The organism is Intestinirhabdus alba (assembly GCF_009711095.1).
In the GTDB taxonomy this organism is placed as follows: Bacteria; Pseudomonadota; Gammaproteobacteria; order Enterobacterales; family Enterobacteriaceae; genus Intestinirhabdus; species Intestinirhabdus alba.
Genome location: NZ_WMJZ01000009.1, coordinates 68,342 through 83,680 on the forward strand (window position 1 = coordinate 68,342; position 15,339 = coordinate 83,680).

Here is a 15,339-nt window from a genome sequence, read left to right on the forward strand (position 1 = left end):
GTTATAATTGTTATGCGACGGCGCTGGGAACACAGCGCCGTTTTTTATGGCGGCAGGGCCGGGTAGGAGCGGTTACCTGAATAGCGGATAAAAAAAATCCCGCCGCAGGCGGGATTTTTAACCGAACAGAAAATTAATTCTTGATCAGGAAATCGTCGAGCTGTTTGCCTTGCTCTTCCATCGCTTTTTTGATGACGGCTGGCGTACGGCCCTGGCCGGTCCAGGTTTTGGTTTCGCCGTTTTCATCAATGTAGCTATATTTAGCCGGGCGAGCAGCGCGTTTAGCCTTAGTGCCGGATTTAACGGCCGCCATGCTATTCAGCAGTTCATTCGGGTCAATACCGTCAGCAATCAGCATTTCACGATATTGCTGCAGTTTGCGGGTACGTTCTTCTACTTCAGCCGCCGCCGCGCTTTCTTCTTCGCGACGTTCGTTAACCACAACTTCTAATTTTTCCAGCATTTCTTCCAGCGTTTCAAGGGAGCATTCTCTTGCCTGCGCACGAAGAGTACGGATGTTGTTCAGAATTTTAAGTGCTTCGCTCATTGTAGTAATCTCAAACTTATATTGGGGGTGGTTTGTTGAGCTAATAATAGAGCGTTAAATTCAGATGTGCAATAGCCAGGAATGTAAGGAATTCAAAAACGCTCATTATTTTTCGCTGCTAATAAATATCCCAGGTTAAATTTTCCTGGCGCTGGCGTACGAAAAAGAGCTTATTGGCGGGGCGGTTACTCCCCGGATTGCAGTTAGAATTGCCGTTCGGGCATGGTTTCGCCACGGGTAAAATAGGATTGCTTTGCAATGATATCAACCTTTTGTATTAGTTCCCTCAGGCAGACCAGGCTATTACATTACGGGAGCCTGGAACAACAGCAACAATAAATGCAGGGTTTCCTTTTAGGTCGTTGGGGATAAGCCGCCGGTGGAATTTTCTGCGTAAACTTTTCCGACTCAGGGAATAGGCCTGCAAACTTTGTTCACATTTTTATACATTCTCTTGGCAGAACCGCTGGCGAAGAAGAGGAGGCACTTCCCGGCAGCGGAGTATATATACCCTAAATAATTCGAGTTGCATGAAGGCGGCAAGCGAGCGAATCCCCAGGAGCATAGCGAACACTGTGACCGGGGTGAATGAGCGTAGCCAACACACATGCAGCTTGAAGTATGACGGGTATACAAGCTCTGGAAGGGGGGCTAACAACCATTTCCCGGTGTATATGATACACTCCTGGAATTCTATATTTTGCTCAGGTGAGGGCCTGTAGCCGATGGCGCAGCTATATTTTTACTATTCTGCTATGAATGCCGGTAAGTCGACGGCGTTACTACAATCTTCGTACAATTACCAGGAGCGGGGGATGCGTACCGTCGTTTATACGGCGGAAATTGACAATCGCTACGGTGCAGGAAAAGTGAGTTCCCGGATCGGACTTTCTTCACCCGCGAAATTGTTTAACCAGGAATCGTTATTGTTTGAAGAGATTCGCGATGCCCACGCGCAGCAGGCTATCCATTGCGTATTGGTGGATGAATGTCAGTTTTTAACCCGTCAACAGGTCTATGAATTATCTGAAGTTGTCGACAGACTTGATATACCGGTACTCTGCTACGGGCTACGGACCGATTTTCGCGGTGAGCTGTTTACCGGTAGCCAATATCTGCTGGCCTGGTCAGATAAGTTGGTTGAATTAAAAACAATCTGCTTTTGCGGGCGTAAGGCGACCAGAGTATTACGTCTCGACCCGACGGGACGGCCCTATAACGAAGGCGAGCAGGTCGTCATCGGCGGTAATGAACGCTATGTTTCGGTATGCCGCAAACACTATAAGGACGCGCTCAACGGCGGCTCGCTGACGGCGATACAGGGCCGGCATCACTCCGACTGAATGGCCTTTGCCGCGTTGCAGGTTGTGATATATATCCTAAATAATTCGCGTTGCAGGACAAAACGCAGCGCGTTTTGAACAACCCCGGGGCTGGCCCCTTCAGGGTGAGGCCCCTGGGCCGAATAAAGCCAATGCACATGCAACTTGAAGTATGACGGGTATAAAGTTGCTCCTGTATGGACTACGCCCCGACGAGACCTTGCTGCGCATTTTAAAATCCGGCCAGCTCAGGCTGCCTCAAAAGCGCACCGGAGGGAGCGGGGGGATAAAAAAACGGCCCCATATCGGGGCCGCTTCGGCATCAGTCAACGCTCAGCTATTAAGCCGGTTTTTTCGCTTTCTTAACCGGTTTGATCGCCACGGGCATCTCTTTTTGCACTGCCGCTGCGTCCTCCGTGAACTCACGGCCATAGTAGGTATCCAGCAGGATCTGTTTCAGTTCAGAAATCAGCGGATAGCGTGGGTTAGCGCCGGTGCACTGATCGTCGAATGCATCTTCAGAGAGCTTGTCCACGTGCGCCAGGAAATCCGCTTCCTGTACGCCAGCTTCACGGATGGACTTCGGAATACCCAGTTCGGCCTTCAGGCTTTCCAGCCACGCCAGCAGCTTTTCGATCTTCGCCGCGGTACGATCGCCCGGTGCGCTCAGACCAAGATGGTCGGCGATTTCCGCATAGCGACGGCGCGCCTGCGGACGGTCATACTGGCTGAATGCCGTCTGTTTGGTCGGGTTGTCGTTGGCGTTGTAGCGAATCACGTTGGCGATCAGCAGGGCGTTGGCCAGGCCGTGCGGAATGTGGAACTGCGAGCCCAGCTTGTGTGCCATCGAGTGGCAGACGCCCAGGAAGGCGTTGGCAAACGCGATACCGGCGATGGTGGCGGCGCTGTGTACGCGCTCGCGGGCAACCGGATTTTTCGCTCCTTCTTTGTAGGACGCCGGCAGATTTTCTTTCAGCAGTTTCAGCGCCTGCAGCGCCTGGCCGTCAGAGAACTCGGAGGCCAGTACGGAAACGTAGGCTTCCAGGGCGTGGGTTACCGCGTCCAGACCACCAAACGCGCACAGGGACTTCGGCATGTCCATCACGAGGTTGGCGTCGACAATCGCCATATCCGGAGTCAGGGCGTAGTCCGCCAGCGGATATTTCTGCCCGGTCGCATCGTCGGTAACCACCGCAAACGGCGTCACTTCAGAACCGGTGCCGGAGGTGGTGGTAACAGCAACCATTTTTGCCTTCACGCCCATTTTCGGGAACTTATAGATACGCTTACGGATATCCATAAAGCGCAGCGCCAGCTCTTCAAAGTGGGTTTCCGGATGTTCATACATCACCCACATAATTTTCGCCGCATCCATCGGGGAGCCGCCGCCCAGGGCAATGATCACGTCCGGCTTGAAGGAATTGGCCAGCTCGGCACCTTTGCGCACAACCGAGAGGGTCGGATCGGCTTCCACTTCAAAAAACACTTCAGTCTCAACGCCGGCCGCTTTCAGCACGGAGGTGATCTGGTCGGCATAGCCGTTATTAAACAGGAAGCGGTCGGTCACGATCAGCGCGCGCTTGTGACCGTCGGTAATCACTTCATCCAGGGCGATCGGCAGCGAGCCGCGGCGGAAGTAGATCGATTTCGGAAGTTTGTGCCACAACATGTTTTCAGCTCGCTTAGCAACGGTTTTTTTGTTGATCAGGTGCTTCGGACCAACGTTTTCAGAGATGGAGTTACCGCCCCAGGAACCGCAGCCCAGCGTCAGGGATGGTGCGAGCTTAAAGTTATAGAGGTCGCCGATACCGCCCTGGGAAGCCGGGGTGTTGATCAGGATACGCGCGGTTTTCATCATCTGACCGAAGTAAGCGACCCGCTCCGGCTGGTTGTCCTGGTCGGTGTACAGGCAGGAGGTATGGCCGATACCGCCCATCGCCACCAGCTTCTCGGCCTTGCCCACCGCATCTTCGAAATCCTTTGCCCGGTACATCGCCAGGGTAGGGGAGAGTTTTTCGTGAGCGAACGGCTCGCTTTCACCGACTACCGTCACTTCACCAATCAGAATCTTGGTTGTTTCCGGTATGCTGAATCCAGCCAGCTCGGCAATTTTGTGCGCCGGCTGGCCGACGATGGCCGCATTGAGCGCGCCGTTTTTCAGAATGACGTCCTGAACGGCCTTCAGTTCGGCACCCTGCAGCAGATAGCCGCCGTGGCTGGCGAAACGTTCGCGAACGGCGTCATAAACCGCGTCAACCACCACGACCGACTGTTCGGAGGCGCAGATAACGCCGTTATCGAAGGTTTTGGACATGAGCACAGAGGCCACCGCGCGTTTGATGTCGGCGGTTTCATCGATGACCACCGGAGTATTGCCCGCGCCCACGCCGATCGCCGGTTTGCCTGAGCTGTACGCGGCCTTAACCATTCCCGGCCCGCCGGTTGCCAGAATCAGGTTGATGTCCGGATGGTGCATCAGGGCGTTGGACAGCTCAACGGAAGGTTGATCGATCCAGCCGATCAGGTCTTTCGGCGCGCCGGCGGCGATAGCCGCCTGCAGAACAATCTCCGCCGCCCTGTTGGTGGCGTTTTTCGCCCGCGGGTGTGGCGAGAAAATAATGGCGTTTCGGGTCTTCAGGCTGATGAGGGATTTAAAGATGGCGGTAGAGGTTGGGTTAGTCGTCGGCACGATGCCGCAGATGATGCCGATGGGTTCAGCAATGGTAATGGTCCCGAAGGTGTCGTCTTCAGACAGCACGCCGCATGTTTTTTCATCTTTATAAGCGTTGTAGATATACTCAGAAGCAAAGTGGTTTTTAATCACCTTATCTTCAACGATGCCCATTCCGGACTCCTCCACGGCCATTTTAGCCAGCGGGATTCGGGCGTCAGCGGCGGCCAGCGCGGCGGCGCGGAAGATTTTGTCGACCTGCTCTTGAGTAAACGTGGCATATTCACGCTGGGCTTTTTTAACGCGCTCGACGAGTGCGTTAAGTTCAGCGATATTTGTAACAGCCATAATGCTCTCCTGATAATGTTAAACTTTTTTAGTAAATCATCAGCCTGAGATCAGAGTATAGATAGCGGAGGTAAAAACGGTTAAGCTAAGTAAAAACAGCCAGTTACCTTACCTTTGATTTACTAAAAACGCTTTTTGGCTAGCCGGCCTGTGCCGACGCATTTCCTTTAGGTGGCGTCAGCAAGATTACTCACTTCTGAGTAGTAAATGTGTGATCTGGATCAATTTTTTACCAAGCTGACACCTTTCAGCATGGCCTTTTAGTGATTTATCTGAGGGAATGATAAAGCGTGTTAATGAATAAGCAGGACGGTAGCATAATATGTACGAACTGATAACGTGGAGAAAGGCCCGATATTTTGCTACCTGACAGGTGAAAAATTCTGTGAGGAAGGGTATCTTCAGCACGGTTTTTTTAACGTTTTCCATTTTACCCTATTATACCCTAAATAATTTGAGCTGCAGGAAGGCGGCAAGCGAGCGAATCCCCGGGAGCATAGCGAACACTGTGACCGGGGTGAGCAAGCGTAGCCAATACACATGCAGCTTGAAGTATGACGGGTATATCCGGTCGACGCTTCGGAGCTAACCGTGGTCTATACGCTTTTTGATTTCCCTGTTTATTTCAAATTTTTCATTGGATTATTTGCGTTAGTCAACCCGGTCGGGATCATCCCGGTATTCATCAGCATGACCAGCTACCAGACGGCAGCGGCACGCAATAAAACCAATCTGACCGCCAACCTGTCGGTAGCCATTATTTTATGGACCTCGCTTTTTCTGGGGGACGGCATACTGCAGGTTTTTGGGATCTCCATTGACTCTTTCCGCATCGCTGGCGGCATTCTGGTGGTCACTATCGCTATGTCGATGATCAGCGGCAAGCTGGGCGAAGATAAACAAAATAAGCAGGAAAAATCAGAGACGGCGATCCGCGAAAGCGTTGGCGTTGTACCGCTGGCGCTGCCGCTGATGGCGGGGCCTGGTGCTATCAGCTCGACGATAGTCTGGGGGACGCGCTATCACAGCGCAATCTATCTGTTTGGATTCTTTATCGCGATTGCGCTGTTTGCCTTCTGCTGCTGGAGCCTGTTTCGTATCGCGCCCTGGCTGGTACGGGTGCTGGGTCAGACGGGGATCAACGTGATTACCCGCATTATGGGGCTGCTGCTGATGGCGCTGGGAATCGAATTTATCGTTACCGGCATTAAGGGGATCTTCCCCGGACTGCTCAGCTAGCGCCACTTTTGCTATACCACTTATCGATTGCCGGGCCGGAGTGTGCGCAAACGCGCCCGCCGCTGGAGGGCGGCTTCCACCATGCCGTCTCCTGCCTGAAGGTCGATCCGCTTCAGGCGCGGCGGAAAACATGAGCGCCTGAAGCCGCCGGGAGGGTTACTCGCGCCAGAGGATATGGCAGAGCTTATGGTTTTTCTCCCGGCACAGCAGTACCCGGGCAAAAACGTCGTTAATTTCGCCGTCTTCGCTGTCGGCAAGGCCAATCACCACCTCAGCGAAGAAGTCAGGATTCAGGTCGAAGTCGACATGCTCCTGCCACTCCGCGGAGGGATCAAACAGCTCCGCGCCGCCGCGCTCCTCGAACTGCAGATTAAACAGAATGATATCTGCCGGATCGAGATTGTCCGCCGCCAGTTCGAGAAAAATATCGTAAGCCTGCTCAAGGGTTTCATCTTCAGTCAGGCGATTGTTCAGATCCATTTCCATAATGACTACCTGTTGACTCTCGGGTGGGCACGTTTTACAGCAATGGGCTGAAGAAGTAAAACAGCCGTTCGGTGACCTGCTGCCACAGCGGTCGCTTCATCCACAGCCGGGCGTCCAGCAGCCGCGAGCGGGAGATGTAGTCATCCTGCACCGCCGCCAGATCGCCGCCGAAACCGGCGTCGTCGATCGCCAGGGTGATCTCGAAGTTCAGCCACAGGCTGCGCATATCAAGGTTGACGGTGCCGATCAGGCTCAGCTCGCCGTCAACCAGCACGCTCTTGGTATGCAGCAGCCCGCCCTCAAACTGATAAATTTTTACCCCGGCGGCCAGAAGCTCGCTAAAAAAGGCGCGGCTGGCCCAGCCCACCAGCAGGGAATCGTTCTTCCGCGGTAAAATAATGCTGACGTCCACCCCGCGCTGGGCCGCCGTGCAGATGGCGTGCAGCAGGTCGTCGCTGGGGACGAAGTAGGGCGTGGTCATGATTAAATATTCCCGCGCGGCGTAGGTCGCGGTGAGCAGCGCTTGGTGGATAAGATCCTCAGGAAAACCCGGCCCGGAGGCGATGGTATGGATGGTATGACCGCTGGCCTGCTCAAAGGGCATAATATTGTTATCCGGCGGCGGGGGCAGGATACGCTTGCCGGTTTCGATTTCCCAGTCGCAAGAGTAAACGATGCCCATTGAGGTGGCGATCGGCCCCTCCATGCGCGCCATCAGGTCAACCCACTGGCCGACGCCGGCCTCCTGTTTGAAAAAGCGCGGGTCGACCATGTTCATGCTGCCGGTCCAGGCGATGTAGCTGTCGATGATCACCATTTTCCGGTGCTGACGCAGATCCATTCGCCGTAAAAATACGCGCAGCAGGTTGACCTTAAGGGCTTCGACCACCTCAACCCCCGCGTTGCGCATCATCGCCGCCCAGGGGCTGCGGAAAAAGGCCACGCTGCCCGCAGAGTCAAGCAACAGGCGGCAGTGGATGCCGCGCCGCGCGGCCGCCATCAGCGATTCGGCCACCCGATCCGCCATGCCGCCCGGCTGCCAGATATAGAACACCATCTCAATATTGTGCCGCGCCAGCTCTATATCGCGAATCAGCCCCTGCATGACCTCATCGGAATCGGTAAGCAGCTGCAGCTGATTTCCTTTCACGCCGGCGATTCCCTGACGACGCTCGCACAGATGAAACAGCGACGTTGCGACGCTGCTGTTCTCTTCGGCAAAAATGTGTTTGCAGGCCTTCAGATCCTTCAGCCATTTGGCGGTAGAGGGCCACATGGCTCTGGCGCGTTCGGCCCGACGCTTACCCAGATGGAGTTCACCGAGGGAGAGGTAGGCGATGATCCCCACCAGCGGCAGGATATAAATCACCAGCAGCCAGGCCATGGCGGAGGTAACGGCGCGACGCTTCATCAATATGCGCAACGTCACGCCGGCGATGAGCATCCAGTAACCGAAAATGACCAGCCAACTCACTACCGTGTAGAAGGTTGTCATAGTTAAAAAAATCCTTTTGAAAGCGTATTGTTAAGAGTTTACGCGCCAGGATTCATCTGGCAAATAAAAACACCGGAAAACCGCTGGTCTGCTTGTGGTCCAGGGGTATAATGCAGCCTCTTGTACGGTAAGAGTTGTTAACATGAAGCGGAGTAGAACGGAAGTGGGACGCTGGCGTATGCTGCGTCAGGCCAGCCGCCGTAAAGCGCGCTGGCTTGAAGGTCAGTCACGACGCAATATGCGCATCCATTCAATCAGAAAATGTATTCTCAACCATCAGCGTAATTCGTTGCTGTTTGCGATCTACGATATCTGAAATAAAAAGGGCACCGCCTGCGGTGCCCGTGAACCGCGCTCCGTGCGTTCAGGACTGTTCCTCCATCGCGCGTGATGGCGTAATCCGGGCAGGAGCAGGGCAGAGTGAACGCCGTTCGGCAGCCTTAAAATACCTTTTTGTACGGCTTTACCGATACCTGCGCATAAACGCCGGCGGCAACGTAGGGATCGGCGTCTGCCCACGCCTGGGCTTCTTCCAGCGATGCGAACTCAGCGATAACCGCCGAGCCGGTAAATCCGGCCGCGCCGGGATCGTTGCTGTCGACCGCAGGCATCGGGCCTGCCGTCAGCAGCCGCCCTTCGTCGCGCAGAAGCTGCAGGCGGGCCAGGTGCGCAGGGCGAACGGACAGGCGCTTATCGAGAGAGTCGGCAATATCTTGCGCATAGATAATATAAAGCACGGTAAGGCTCCTTGAACGATAAAAATCGTCGCTTACGTTATTTGAAAGAAAGTGTAACTGCAACGCAAAGTTGACGGCTTTGTTAAGGCCGTGCGGTTAGCGCGGTCTTTTTCATCATATAGCGCCTTTAAGGGGCCTCTTATTCTGCTGGCTTATTGAATATGATTGCTATTTGCATTTAAAATCAGGGTCTGGTTTTTTAACTGTAACGATTATGACCTCAATGACCTTTGATCTCCCTCGTCGGCGCTTCCCCTGGCCGGCGCTACTCGCCGTTGGCGTTCATGGCGCTCTTATTGCGGGGATACTCTACTCCTCGGCGCATCAGGTTATTGAACTGCCCGCGCCCGGTCAGCCCATCGTTGTGACGATGGTGGCACCGGCCGATCTGGAGCCGCCTCAGGCGGTGCAGCCGCCCCCGGAGCCGGTAGTCGAGCCGGAACCGGAGCCAGAGCCAGAAGTTATTCCCGAACCGCCGAAAGAGGCCCCGATCGTCATTGAAAAGCCTAAGCCTAAGCCTAAGCCTAAGCCGAAACCAAAGCCTAAGCCGGTGAAAAAGAGGGTTGAAGAGAAGCTGAAGCGTGACGTGAAACCGGCGGAACCGCGCCCGGCCTCGCCGTTTGATAATCCGACCTCTGCGCGTCCGACCAGCAGCACGACGGCCAGCTCCGCCTCCAGCCGTCCGGCGGTCAGCGTGCCCAGTGGCCCCCGCGCCCTGAGCCGCAATCAGCCCACCTATCCGGATCGCGCGCGGGCCTTGCGCATTGAGGGGCGGGTGAAGGTGAAGTTTGACGTTACCGCCGACGGCCGGGTAGCCAACGTGCAGATCCTCTCCGCGCAGCCGGCAAATATGTTTGAACGCGATGTGAAAAACGCGATGCGCAGATGGCGCTATGAGGCGGGCAAGCCGGGGGCCGGGCTGGTGGTGAATATTGTTTTCCGCCTGAACGGCACGTCGCAGATTGAATAAGTAATGGGCCAGTTCCTCAGGCAGGTGAGCGATGACGCCACGCCTGGTTAAGGGGCCGAGGCTGGCGTCGTCCGACGGTGACGCCAGCCTGAGCGAAAGGCTTACTCCGGTGCCGGAAGCGGGCGCGGCTTGCCGTCCCGATCGACCGCCACGTAGATAAACAGCGCCTCCGTTGCCTTATAGCGCTGTCCGATTGGCTCCGACGCCACCTTTTTCACCCATACCTCAATATTAATACTGATGGACGTTGTGCCGCGCTTTACGCAGCGGGCGTAACAGCATACGACGTCGCCGACCGCCACCGGGCGTAAAAAGCTCATTCCCTCCACGCGAACGGTCACCACCCGTCCGTGAGCAATTTCCTTAGCCTGAATCGCGCCGCCAATATCCATCTGCGACATTATCCAGCCGCCGAAAATATCACCGTTGGCGTTGGTGTCGGCGGGCATGGCCAGCGTGCGTAAAACCAGTTCACCTTTGGGAGTTTTATCTGTTGTTATCATTGCAGAACCGATCAAAAAGATAGAGTGCGCGATGCTACTATGATTTTGCCGGAGAGAACAGAAGGAAGCGCCCGTCTGACGGGCGCAGTGGGGATCAGAAGGAGAGGGTTACGCCGGCGTACCAGGCGCGGCCTGGCTCGTTGTAGGTGGACGCGCCGCTGTTTTCACGGTAAATCTGCTTGTCGAACAGGTTGCTGATGCCCGCATTGAACCGCAGGTTTTTTGTCATCTGGTAGTTGGCACCAATGCCGACGACGGCGTAGGAGCCTATCTCTTTATCCGACATATTGCCCGTTTCGTTGCGTATTTCCGCATATTCGCGCGGCTTCTGCCTGCCATACTGGGTCCAGCGGAGGTTTGCTGACAGGGCGCTGCTAATCTGCCAGTCCAGCATCGTGTTGATGGTGTATTTAGGGATCACGGAGAGCGGGTTACCGGTGTCCTTATTTTCCGATTTAATCATCCAGGTGGCGTTGGTGCGCCAGCTCAGGGTCTCCGGCACCAGCGGGATGGTCACGTTACCTTCCAGCCCTTCCACTACCGCTTTGCCGCCGTTTTCCCAGCGCAGGATATTATTGCCGTTGGAGGCGTAGCCAATAATGTCAGTGCCGCTGACGATTTTGTTTTTATAGTCATTACGGAACCAGGTTATGCCTGCGTCCCAGCCCTCATAGTTAAATTCGAGGCCAATTTCTTTGTTAATACTGATTTCCGGATCGAGATCCGGGTTGCCCAGCAGATAGCAGCTGCCGCTGGCGATAGTATTCGGGCAGCCGTTGCCGCGGGTAGAGAGCAGGTAGCCTTTGCTGGACTGATACAGGTTCGGTGCCTTAAACACCCGGGCGATACCGGCCTTTACCTTGAACAGCTCGCCCAGCTCCTGGGAGAGGTTCAGGCTCGGGCTCCAGTTGGTGCCAAAGTCGTTATGATAATCGAAGCGGATGCCCGGAATGACGTCGGTGCCTGGCCGGGCCTGAATATTATCTTCCAGATAAATGCCGGTGAGGGTGGCGCTGTTTTTGGCGCTGCGGCTGCTGGCGTCGCCTGAAATACCGCCGATTTCCACCCCGGAGGCGTCAGTTGAGTGCATTGACGCCGGATCGTCCAGCTCATCGCGGTTCCATTCCGCGCCCAGGGTCAGGGTCTGATCCACCAGCCAGAAGAGGGGAATATTCAGTTCGCCGGTGGAGCGCCAGGACTCCAGGCGGCTGGTGGAGTAATCGGTATTGTTGATCATCCCTTCCACCTTACCGGTAGAGCCTTCCTGCATGCGGGTGTTGTGAGTTTTTTCGTAGTAGAGACCAAACCGGGACTGGCCCCAGTCCCAGACGCCGTTGTGGGTGACGCCCCAATTCTGGCGGTACATGCGATTGGTTTCCTCGCCGTACAGGGTGCTAACCAGCCCGCCGGGGCTGACGTTGGCGTTGCTGTACTGAGTATCGCCCGCGTAGATATTGCCCTGGCGGCTGTAGCCGTAGTCAAAATCGAGGATCTGCTGCGGGGTCAGCTTCCAGGAGAGCAGGGCGTTAATGTCCTTGTTGCGCACCCCTTCGCGCCCGGCCGCATAGGAGCCGTTCTGCTGGGTATTGATGTCCGCCGCGTCGGCGTCGGTCTTATTGATATTACCGTACAGGCGCATGGTCAGCGTATCGCCGGCCAGCGGACCGCTGAGATCGAAGTTGGCGCGCCTGGTCGCCCCCTCTTTATCGTTTTCCGGTTGATTGGTGTACAACGACAGCGAGCCGTGCCAGTCGTTGGTAGGACGTTTGGTGATGATATTGACGACCCCGCCCGCCGCGCCGGAGCCGTAGCGTGCCGCCGCCGGTCCGCGCAGTACCTCAATACGCTCTACCATTTCCACGGGCACCCAGTTGCTGTCGCCGCGGGTGTCACGCTCGCCGCGCCAGCTGTAGCGCACCGAGTTACGGGAGGTTACCGGCACGCCATCGATCAAAATCAGGGTATTTTCCGGCCCCATGCCGCGGATATCAATTTGACGATTGTTGCCCCGGCTGCCGCTGGCGCTGTTGCCGGTCAGGTTAACCCCCGGCATGGTGCGAATAAGATCGGAGAGATCGTTGACCGGCGGAGCTTTTTCGATATCTTTCGCCGTAATGATTGAAACTCCCGGCTGCTGTTTCAGCGCATCTTCGGCGGTGGCATGGACAACCATGGTTTCGCCGTCATTTATTATATCGTCCGCGGCCAGCGCGCTGCCGCTGAGGGCGGCGGCAATCAGCAGTGCCAGGGGGCGCGGGGGGATTTTGATCTTCGTCTTCATCACAGATATCCGTATTAGTAAAAATGCGAGACGAAATATCAATGATAAGTATTCTCATTACAATATTGCGGCGGCAATCTCCATAATATCTTCATGATTCACCCAATTATGCAGTAACAATGAAAACATTGTGCAACAGAGTACCAGGCCCGCAGGCCTGGCAATAAGAAGGGATCAGGAGCGATCGTCCTGGGGGAGATGGCGATAAATATAGACGCCGCTCAGCAGGGTAAAGATTAGCGTCAGGGCGGTCAGGCCGAATACCTTAAAATTTACCCAGATATTTTGCGGCAGCCAGAAGGCAATATAAATATTGGCCAGCCCGCAGAGGATAAAAAAGATGGCCCACGCCAGGTTCAGCTTTGACCAGACCTGCGCGGGCAGCGTCAGCTCCTTGCCGAGCAACCGCTGGATCAGCGGTTTTTTCATTACCCACTGGCTGAACAGCAGCGCGCCGGCGAAGAGGCCGTAAATGACCGTGACCTTCCACTTAATAAACTCATCGTTGTGAAAGAACAGGGTCAGGCCGCCGAATACCGCCACCAGCACAAAGGTAATCAGCGCCATTTTTTCCACTTTACGGAAGCGTACCCAGCTGTAAATCAGGACGATGGCGGTGGCGATAATCAGCGCGGTGGTGGCCACATAGATATCGTAGAGCTTATAAAAGGCAAAAAAGACGACCAGCGGTAAAAAATCGAGAAACTGCTTCATTCTTTCATTCCGTTTCAGATGCGTCGACCGGCGACGCGACAGGGTTATTGGCGAATCAGCATATACAGGCGGAACAGCCAGATGAGCAGAACCGCTGAAATCAGGTTGCTCAACGTATTTGCCAGCACCAGGCCGAGATCCGGGTTTATTGCCGTAAAAGCGGAAGCAAACAGCAGCAGCAGCGTCTTTGCCAGCATCCAGCCGATAACGGCGGGGGCGACCAGCCGCATATTGGACCATCCCAGGCGCAGGCTGTAATTCATCGCGGCGAACACGCCCATTTTTTCCTGCACCAGCATCACCGGTGCCAGGGCCAGCAGGATTGCCAACAGCACGCCCGGCACGATAATCAGCATCACGCCGAGCTGCACCAGCAGCGTGGAGAGGAAAATCAGAATAAACATCCTGGGCAGCAGCGGGGCGCTGGCACCGATAGCGCGCAGGGCGCTGACTCGCTGACCCGCCGAGATGAGCTGAATTATCAGCAGGACGCCGCCTGCCAGGATCGCGTTGCCAATTAGCCCCGAGAAGGTGGAGGCCGCCGAGGCGCGCAGCAGGATCTGCTGTTGCTCCGGCGTCATATTCTGCACCAGCTCAAACAGCCCGACGCTGCCCGCAAGATTATCTCCTTCGCTGAGCCTGGCCAGCTGGGCTGCGCCCGGCGTGAAGGCGTGTCCGATCACCACCGTGATAAGCGCGCATAACAGCGAAATTAGCAGGATGACCATAAATTGATTACGGAAAAAATTCCCCGTGTCACGGTAAACGGACTTCGCCGTGATAGACATGCACTCTCCTTGCGTTCTGCAGGTATTGAATAGCGGGCAATTGTACCCTGGATAACCCGGCAGTGGCAGCATCACGCTCTGTCTGAAAAAGCAGATCTTTGTAAAGCGCAGGTAAATCGTCGCGCTTCCGCGCCTTTTTTAGCTCCCCGCTGGCCTGGGCGGCAAATTGCCGGCGGGTGGAGTGGCAGCGCACCGTCGTTGTTTTCGACTCCAGCAGAAATAAGCATTGCGGGTGCCGCACAAGCGTGCGAGCAGCATTTTCGCTTCGGAGGCTTTCCGCCGCCCCTGAGGCTCAGGGCTGTCCGCACAGATAAGGGGAAGAGGACAGAAAATAACCTTAGAGCAAAACGCCGCATTATTTGATTTATACGGATATAACCAGGATTTTTAATACCATTTCTAAATTAATTCAGATCAATAAACGTGCAATTAGAAAACATAGTGTGATCCAGGTTAGATCACTTATTAATCAAAAGTAGGTATGTTGGACGCGCAGTGATAACCATAACGAAGGAGCGAATATGAAAAAAATAGCGTCTGTGTTTTTAGCGGCAGGTATGCTTTTCTCCGGTGGGGCCGGTGCCCATGAGGCGGGTGAGTTCTTTTTTCGCGCGGGTTCGGCAACGGTCAGGCCAACCGAAGGGTCCGATAATGTTCTCGGATCGCTCGGCAGTTTCAACGTCAGTAATAATACCCAACTGGGGCTGACCTTTACCTGGATGGCAACCGACAATATTGGCGTGGAGCTGCTGGCGGCAACGCCGTTCCGCCATAAGGTGGGCACCGGGCCGACGGGCGATATTGCGACGGTGCGCCATCTGCCACCGACCCTGATGGCACAGTGGTATTTTGGTGATTCCGCCAGCAGGCTGCGTCCCTATATCGGAGCCGGGATCAACTACACCGCCTTTTTTAACAGCGATTTTAACAGCACCGGCAAAGAGGCGGGCTTAACCGATCTGAGCCTGAAAAATTCCTGGGGAGCCGCAGGGCAGGTGGGGATAGATTATCTGATTAACCGCGACTGGCTGCTTAACATGTCCGTCTGGTATATGGATATCGACACCACGGTGAAATTTAAGGCGGGCGGCGAGCCTCAGCATGTCAGTACCCGCCTGGACCCGTGGGTATTTATGTTTTCCACCGGCTATCGTTTCTGAATCCGGGCCGGTTCACTATCCGCAATGCATCATAAAAAAGACCCCGTATTTACGGGGTCAACAGGGACATGACACACA

The 15,339-nt window shown here is 55.1% G+C and carries 14 protein-coding genes and 1 pseudogene; 6 read left to right on the forward strand and 9 right to left on the reverse strand.

Going from position 1 to position 15,339, the window contains the following annotated elements; genetic code table 11:
• Window positions 1–133: 133 nt before the first annotated feature.
• Window positions 134–547 (reverse strand): histone-like nucleoid-structuring protein H-NS, encoded by a 414-nt coding sequence (gene hns / locus GJV78_RS08590; protein WP_155107935.1) that lies wholly within the window; start codon window positions 545–547, stop codon window positions 134–136.
• A 725-nt stretch (window positions 548–1,272) separates the two neighbouring features.
• Between hns and tdk the strand changes: the two genes are divergently transcribed.
• A complete protein-coding gene (gene tdk, locus GJV78_RS08595; protein WP_155107936.1) occupies window positions 1,273–1,890 on the forward strand; it encodes a thymidine kinase in 618 nt (205 codons plus the stop codon).
• Window positions 1,891–2,209: 319 nt separating this feature from the next.
• Here the strand turns inward: tdk and adhE are convergent, their stop codons facing one another.
• Window positions 2,210–4,888: a bifunctional acetaldehyde-CoA/alcohol dehydrogenase gene (gene adhE, locus GJV78_RS08600; protein WP_155107937.1), complete on the reverse strand. Its 2,679-nt coding sequence runs from the start codon at window positions 4,886–4,888 to the stop codon at window positions 2,210–2,212.
• A 591-nt stretch (window positions 4,889–5,479) separates the two neighbouring features.
• Here adhE and GJV78_RS08605 point away from each other — a divergent pair.
• Together GJV78_RS08605 and GJV78_RS23565 are read left to right on the forward strand one after the other, a co-directional pair.
• The gene (locus tag GJV78_RS08605; protein ID WP_167519465.1) at window positions 5,480–6,127 is read left to right on the forward strand and encodes a YchE family NAAT transporter; all 648 of its coding nucleotides are present in this window, start codon (window positions 5,480–5,482) and stop codon (window positions 6,125–6,127) included.
• Window positions 6,128–6,153: 26 nt separating this feature from the next.
• A pseudogene (locus tag GJV78_RS23565) lies at window positions 6,154–6,261 on the forward strand (hypothetical protein); the annotation flags it as partial.
• Between the two features lie 22 nt (window positions 6,262–6,283).
• Here the strand turns inward: GJV78_RS23565 and GJV78_RS08610 are convergent.
• Complete coding sequence (locus GJV78_RS08610; protein ID WP_155107938.1) at window positions 6,284–6,613, reverse strand: HI1450 family dsDNA-mimic protein; 330 nt, start codon at window positions 6,611–6,613, stop codon at window positions 6,284–6,286.
• A 34-nt stretch (window positions 6,614–6,647) separates the two neighbouring features.
• On the reverse strand, window positions 6,648–8,108 hold the full coding sequence (gene cls, locus GJV78_RS08615) for a cardiolipin synthase (RefSeq protein WP_155107939.1): 1,461 nt from the start codon (window positions 8,106–8,108) through the stop codon (window positions 6,648–6,650).
• A 142-nt stretch (window positions 8,109–8,250) separates the two neighbouring features.
• Here cls and GJV78_RS08620 point away from each other — a divergent pair, with 142 nt between their 5' ends.
• Window positions 8,251–8,424: a YciY family protein gene (locus tag GJV78_RS08620; protein WP_155107940.1), complete on the forward strand. Its 174-nt coding sequence runs from the start codon at window positions 8,251–8,253 to the stop codon at window positions 8,422–8,424.
• Between the two features lie 124 nt (window positions 8,425–8,548).
• Here GJV78_RS08620 and GJV78_RS08625 read toward each other — a convergent pair whose 3' ends face one another.
• Complete coding sequence (locus GJV78_RS08625; RefSeq protein WP_167519466.1) at window positions 8,549–8,845, reverse strand: YciI family protein; 297 nt, start codon at window positions 8,843–8,845, stop codon at window positions 8,549–8,551.
• 223 nt (window positions 8,846–9,068) lie between these two features.
• Between GJV78_RS08625 and tonB the strand changes: the two genes are divergently transcribed.
• On the forward strand, window positions 9,069–9,815 hold the full coding sequence (tonB, locus tag GJV78_RS08630) for a TonB system transport protein TonB (protein ID WP_155107942.1): 747 nt from the start codon (window positions 9,069–9,071) through the stop codon (window positions 9,813–9,815).
• Between the two features lie 101 nt (window positions 9,816–9,916).
• Here the strand turns inward: tonB and yciA are convergent, their stop codons facing one another.
• The 4 genes from yciA to GJV78_RS08650 form a co-directional block, all read right to left on the reverse strand.
• Window positions 9,917–10,318 (reverse strand): acyl-CoA thioester hydrolase YciA, encoded by a 402-nt coding sequence (yciA, locus tag GJV78_RS08635; protein WP_155107943.1) that lies wholly within the window; start codon window positions 10,316–10,318, stop codon window positions 9,917–9,919.
• A gap of 94 nt (window positions 10,319–10,412) precedes the next feature.
• Entirely contained in the window at window positions 10,413–12,599 is a 2,187-nt protein-coding gene (locus GJV78_RS08640; protein ID WP_155107944.1) for a TonB-dependent siderophore receptor, read from the reverse strand.
• Between the two features lie 174 nt (window positions 12,600–12,773).
• Window positions 12,774–13,313 carry a septation protein A gene (locus GJV78_RS08645; RefSeq protein ID WP_155107945.1) on the reverse strand — a complete coding sequence of 180 codons (540 nt, stop codon included), beginning with the start codon at window positions 13,311–13,313 and terminating at the stop codon, window positions 12,774–12,776.
• 44 nt (window positions 13,314–13,357) lie between these two features.
• Window positions 13,358–14,101: a YciC family protein gene (locus GJV78_RS08650; RefSeq protein ID WP_155107946.1), complete on the reverse strand. Its 744-nt coding sequence runs from the start codon at window positions 14,099–14,101 to the stop codon at window positions 13,358–13,360.
• Between the two features lie 521 nt (window positions 14,102–14,622).
• Here GJV78_RS08650 and ompW point away from each other — a divergent pair.
• On the forward strand, window positions 14,623–15,261 hold the full coding sequence (ompW, locus tag GJV78_RS08655; RefSeq protein ID WP_155107947.1) for an outer membrane protein OmpW: 639 nt from the start codon (window positions 14,623–14,625) through the stop codon (window positions 15,259–15,261).
• Window positions 15,262–15,339: the final 78 nt, after the last annotated feature.

Bases quoted from the DNA above. Each gene is read 5' to 3' on its own strand.
- hns (WP_155107935.1), bottom strand. From the start codon at position 547: ATGAGCGAAGCACTTAAAATTCTGAACAACATCCGTACTCTTCGTGCG.
- tdk (WP_155107936.1), top strand. From the start codon at position 1,273: ATGGCGCAGCTATATTTTTACTATTCTGCTATGAATGCCGGTAAGTCG.
- adhE (WP_155107937.1), bottom strand. From the start codon at position 4,888: ATGGCTGTTACAAATATCGCTGAACTTAACGCACTCGTCGAGCGCGTT.
- GJV78_RS08610 (WP_155107938.1), bottom strand. From the start codon at position 6,613: ATGGAAATGGATCTGAACAATCGCCTGACTGAAGATGAAACCCTTGAG.
- cls (WP_155107939.1), bottom strand. From the start codon at position 8,108: ATGACAACCTTCTACACGGTAGTGAGTTGGCTGGTCATTTTCGGTTAC.
- GJV78_RS08620 (WP_155107940.1), top strand. From the start codon at position 8,251: ATGAAGCGGAGTAGAACGGAAGTGGGACGCTGGCGTATGCTGCGTCAG.
- tonB (WP_155107942.1), top strand. From the start codon at position 9,069: ATGACCTTTGATCTCCCTCGTCGGCGCTTCCCCTGGCCGGCGCTACTC.
- yciA (WP_155107943.1), bottom strand. From the start codon at position 10,318: ATGATAACAACAGATAAAACTCCCAAAGGTGAACTGGTTTTACGCACG.
- GJV78_RS08640 (WP_155107944.1), bottom strand. From the start codon at position 12,599: ATGAAGACGAAGATCAAAATCCCCCCGCGCCCCCTGGCACTGCTGATT.
- GJV78_RS08645 (WP_155107945.1), bottom strand. From the start codon at position 13,313: ATGAAGCAGTTTCTCGATTTTTTACCGCTGGTCGTCTTTTTTGCCTTT.
- GJV78_RS08650 (WP_155107946.1), bottom strand. From the start codon at position 14,101: ATGTCTATCACGGCGAAGTCCGTTTACCGTGACACGGGGAATTTTTTC.
- ompW (WP_155107947.1), top strand. From the start codon at position 14,623: ATGAAAAAAATAGCGTCTGTGTTTTTAGCGGCAGGTATGCTTTTCTCC.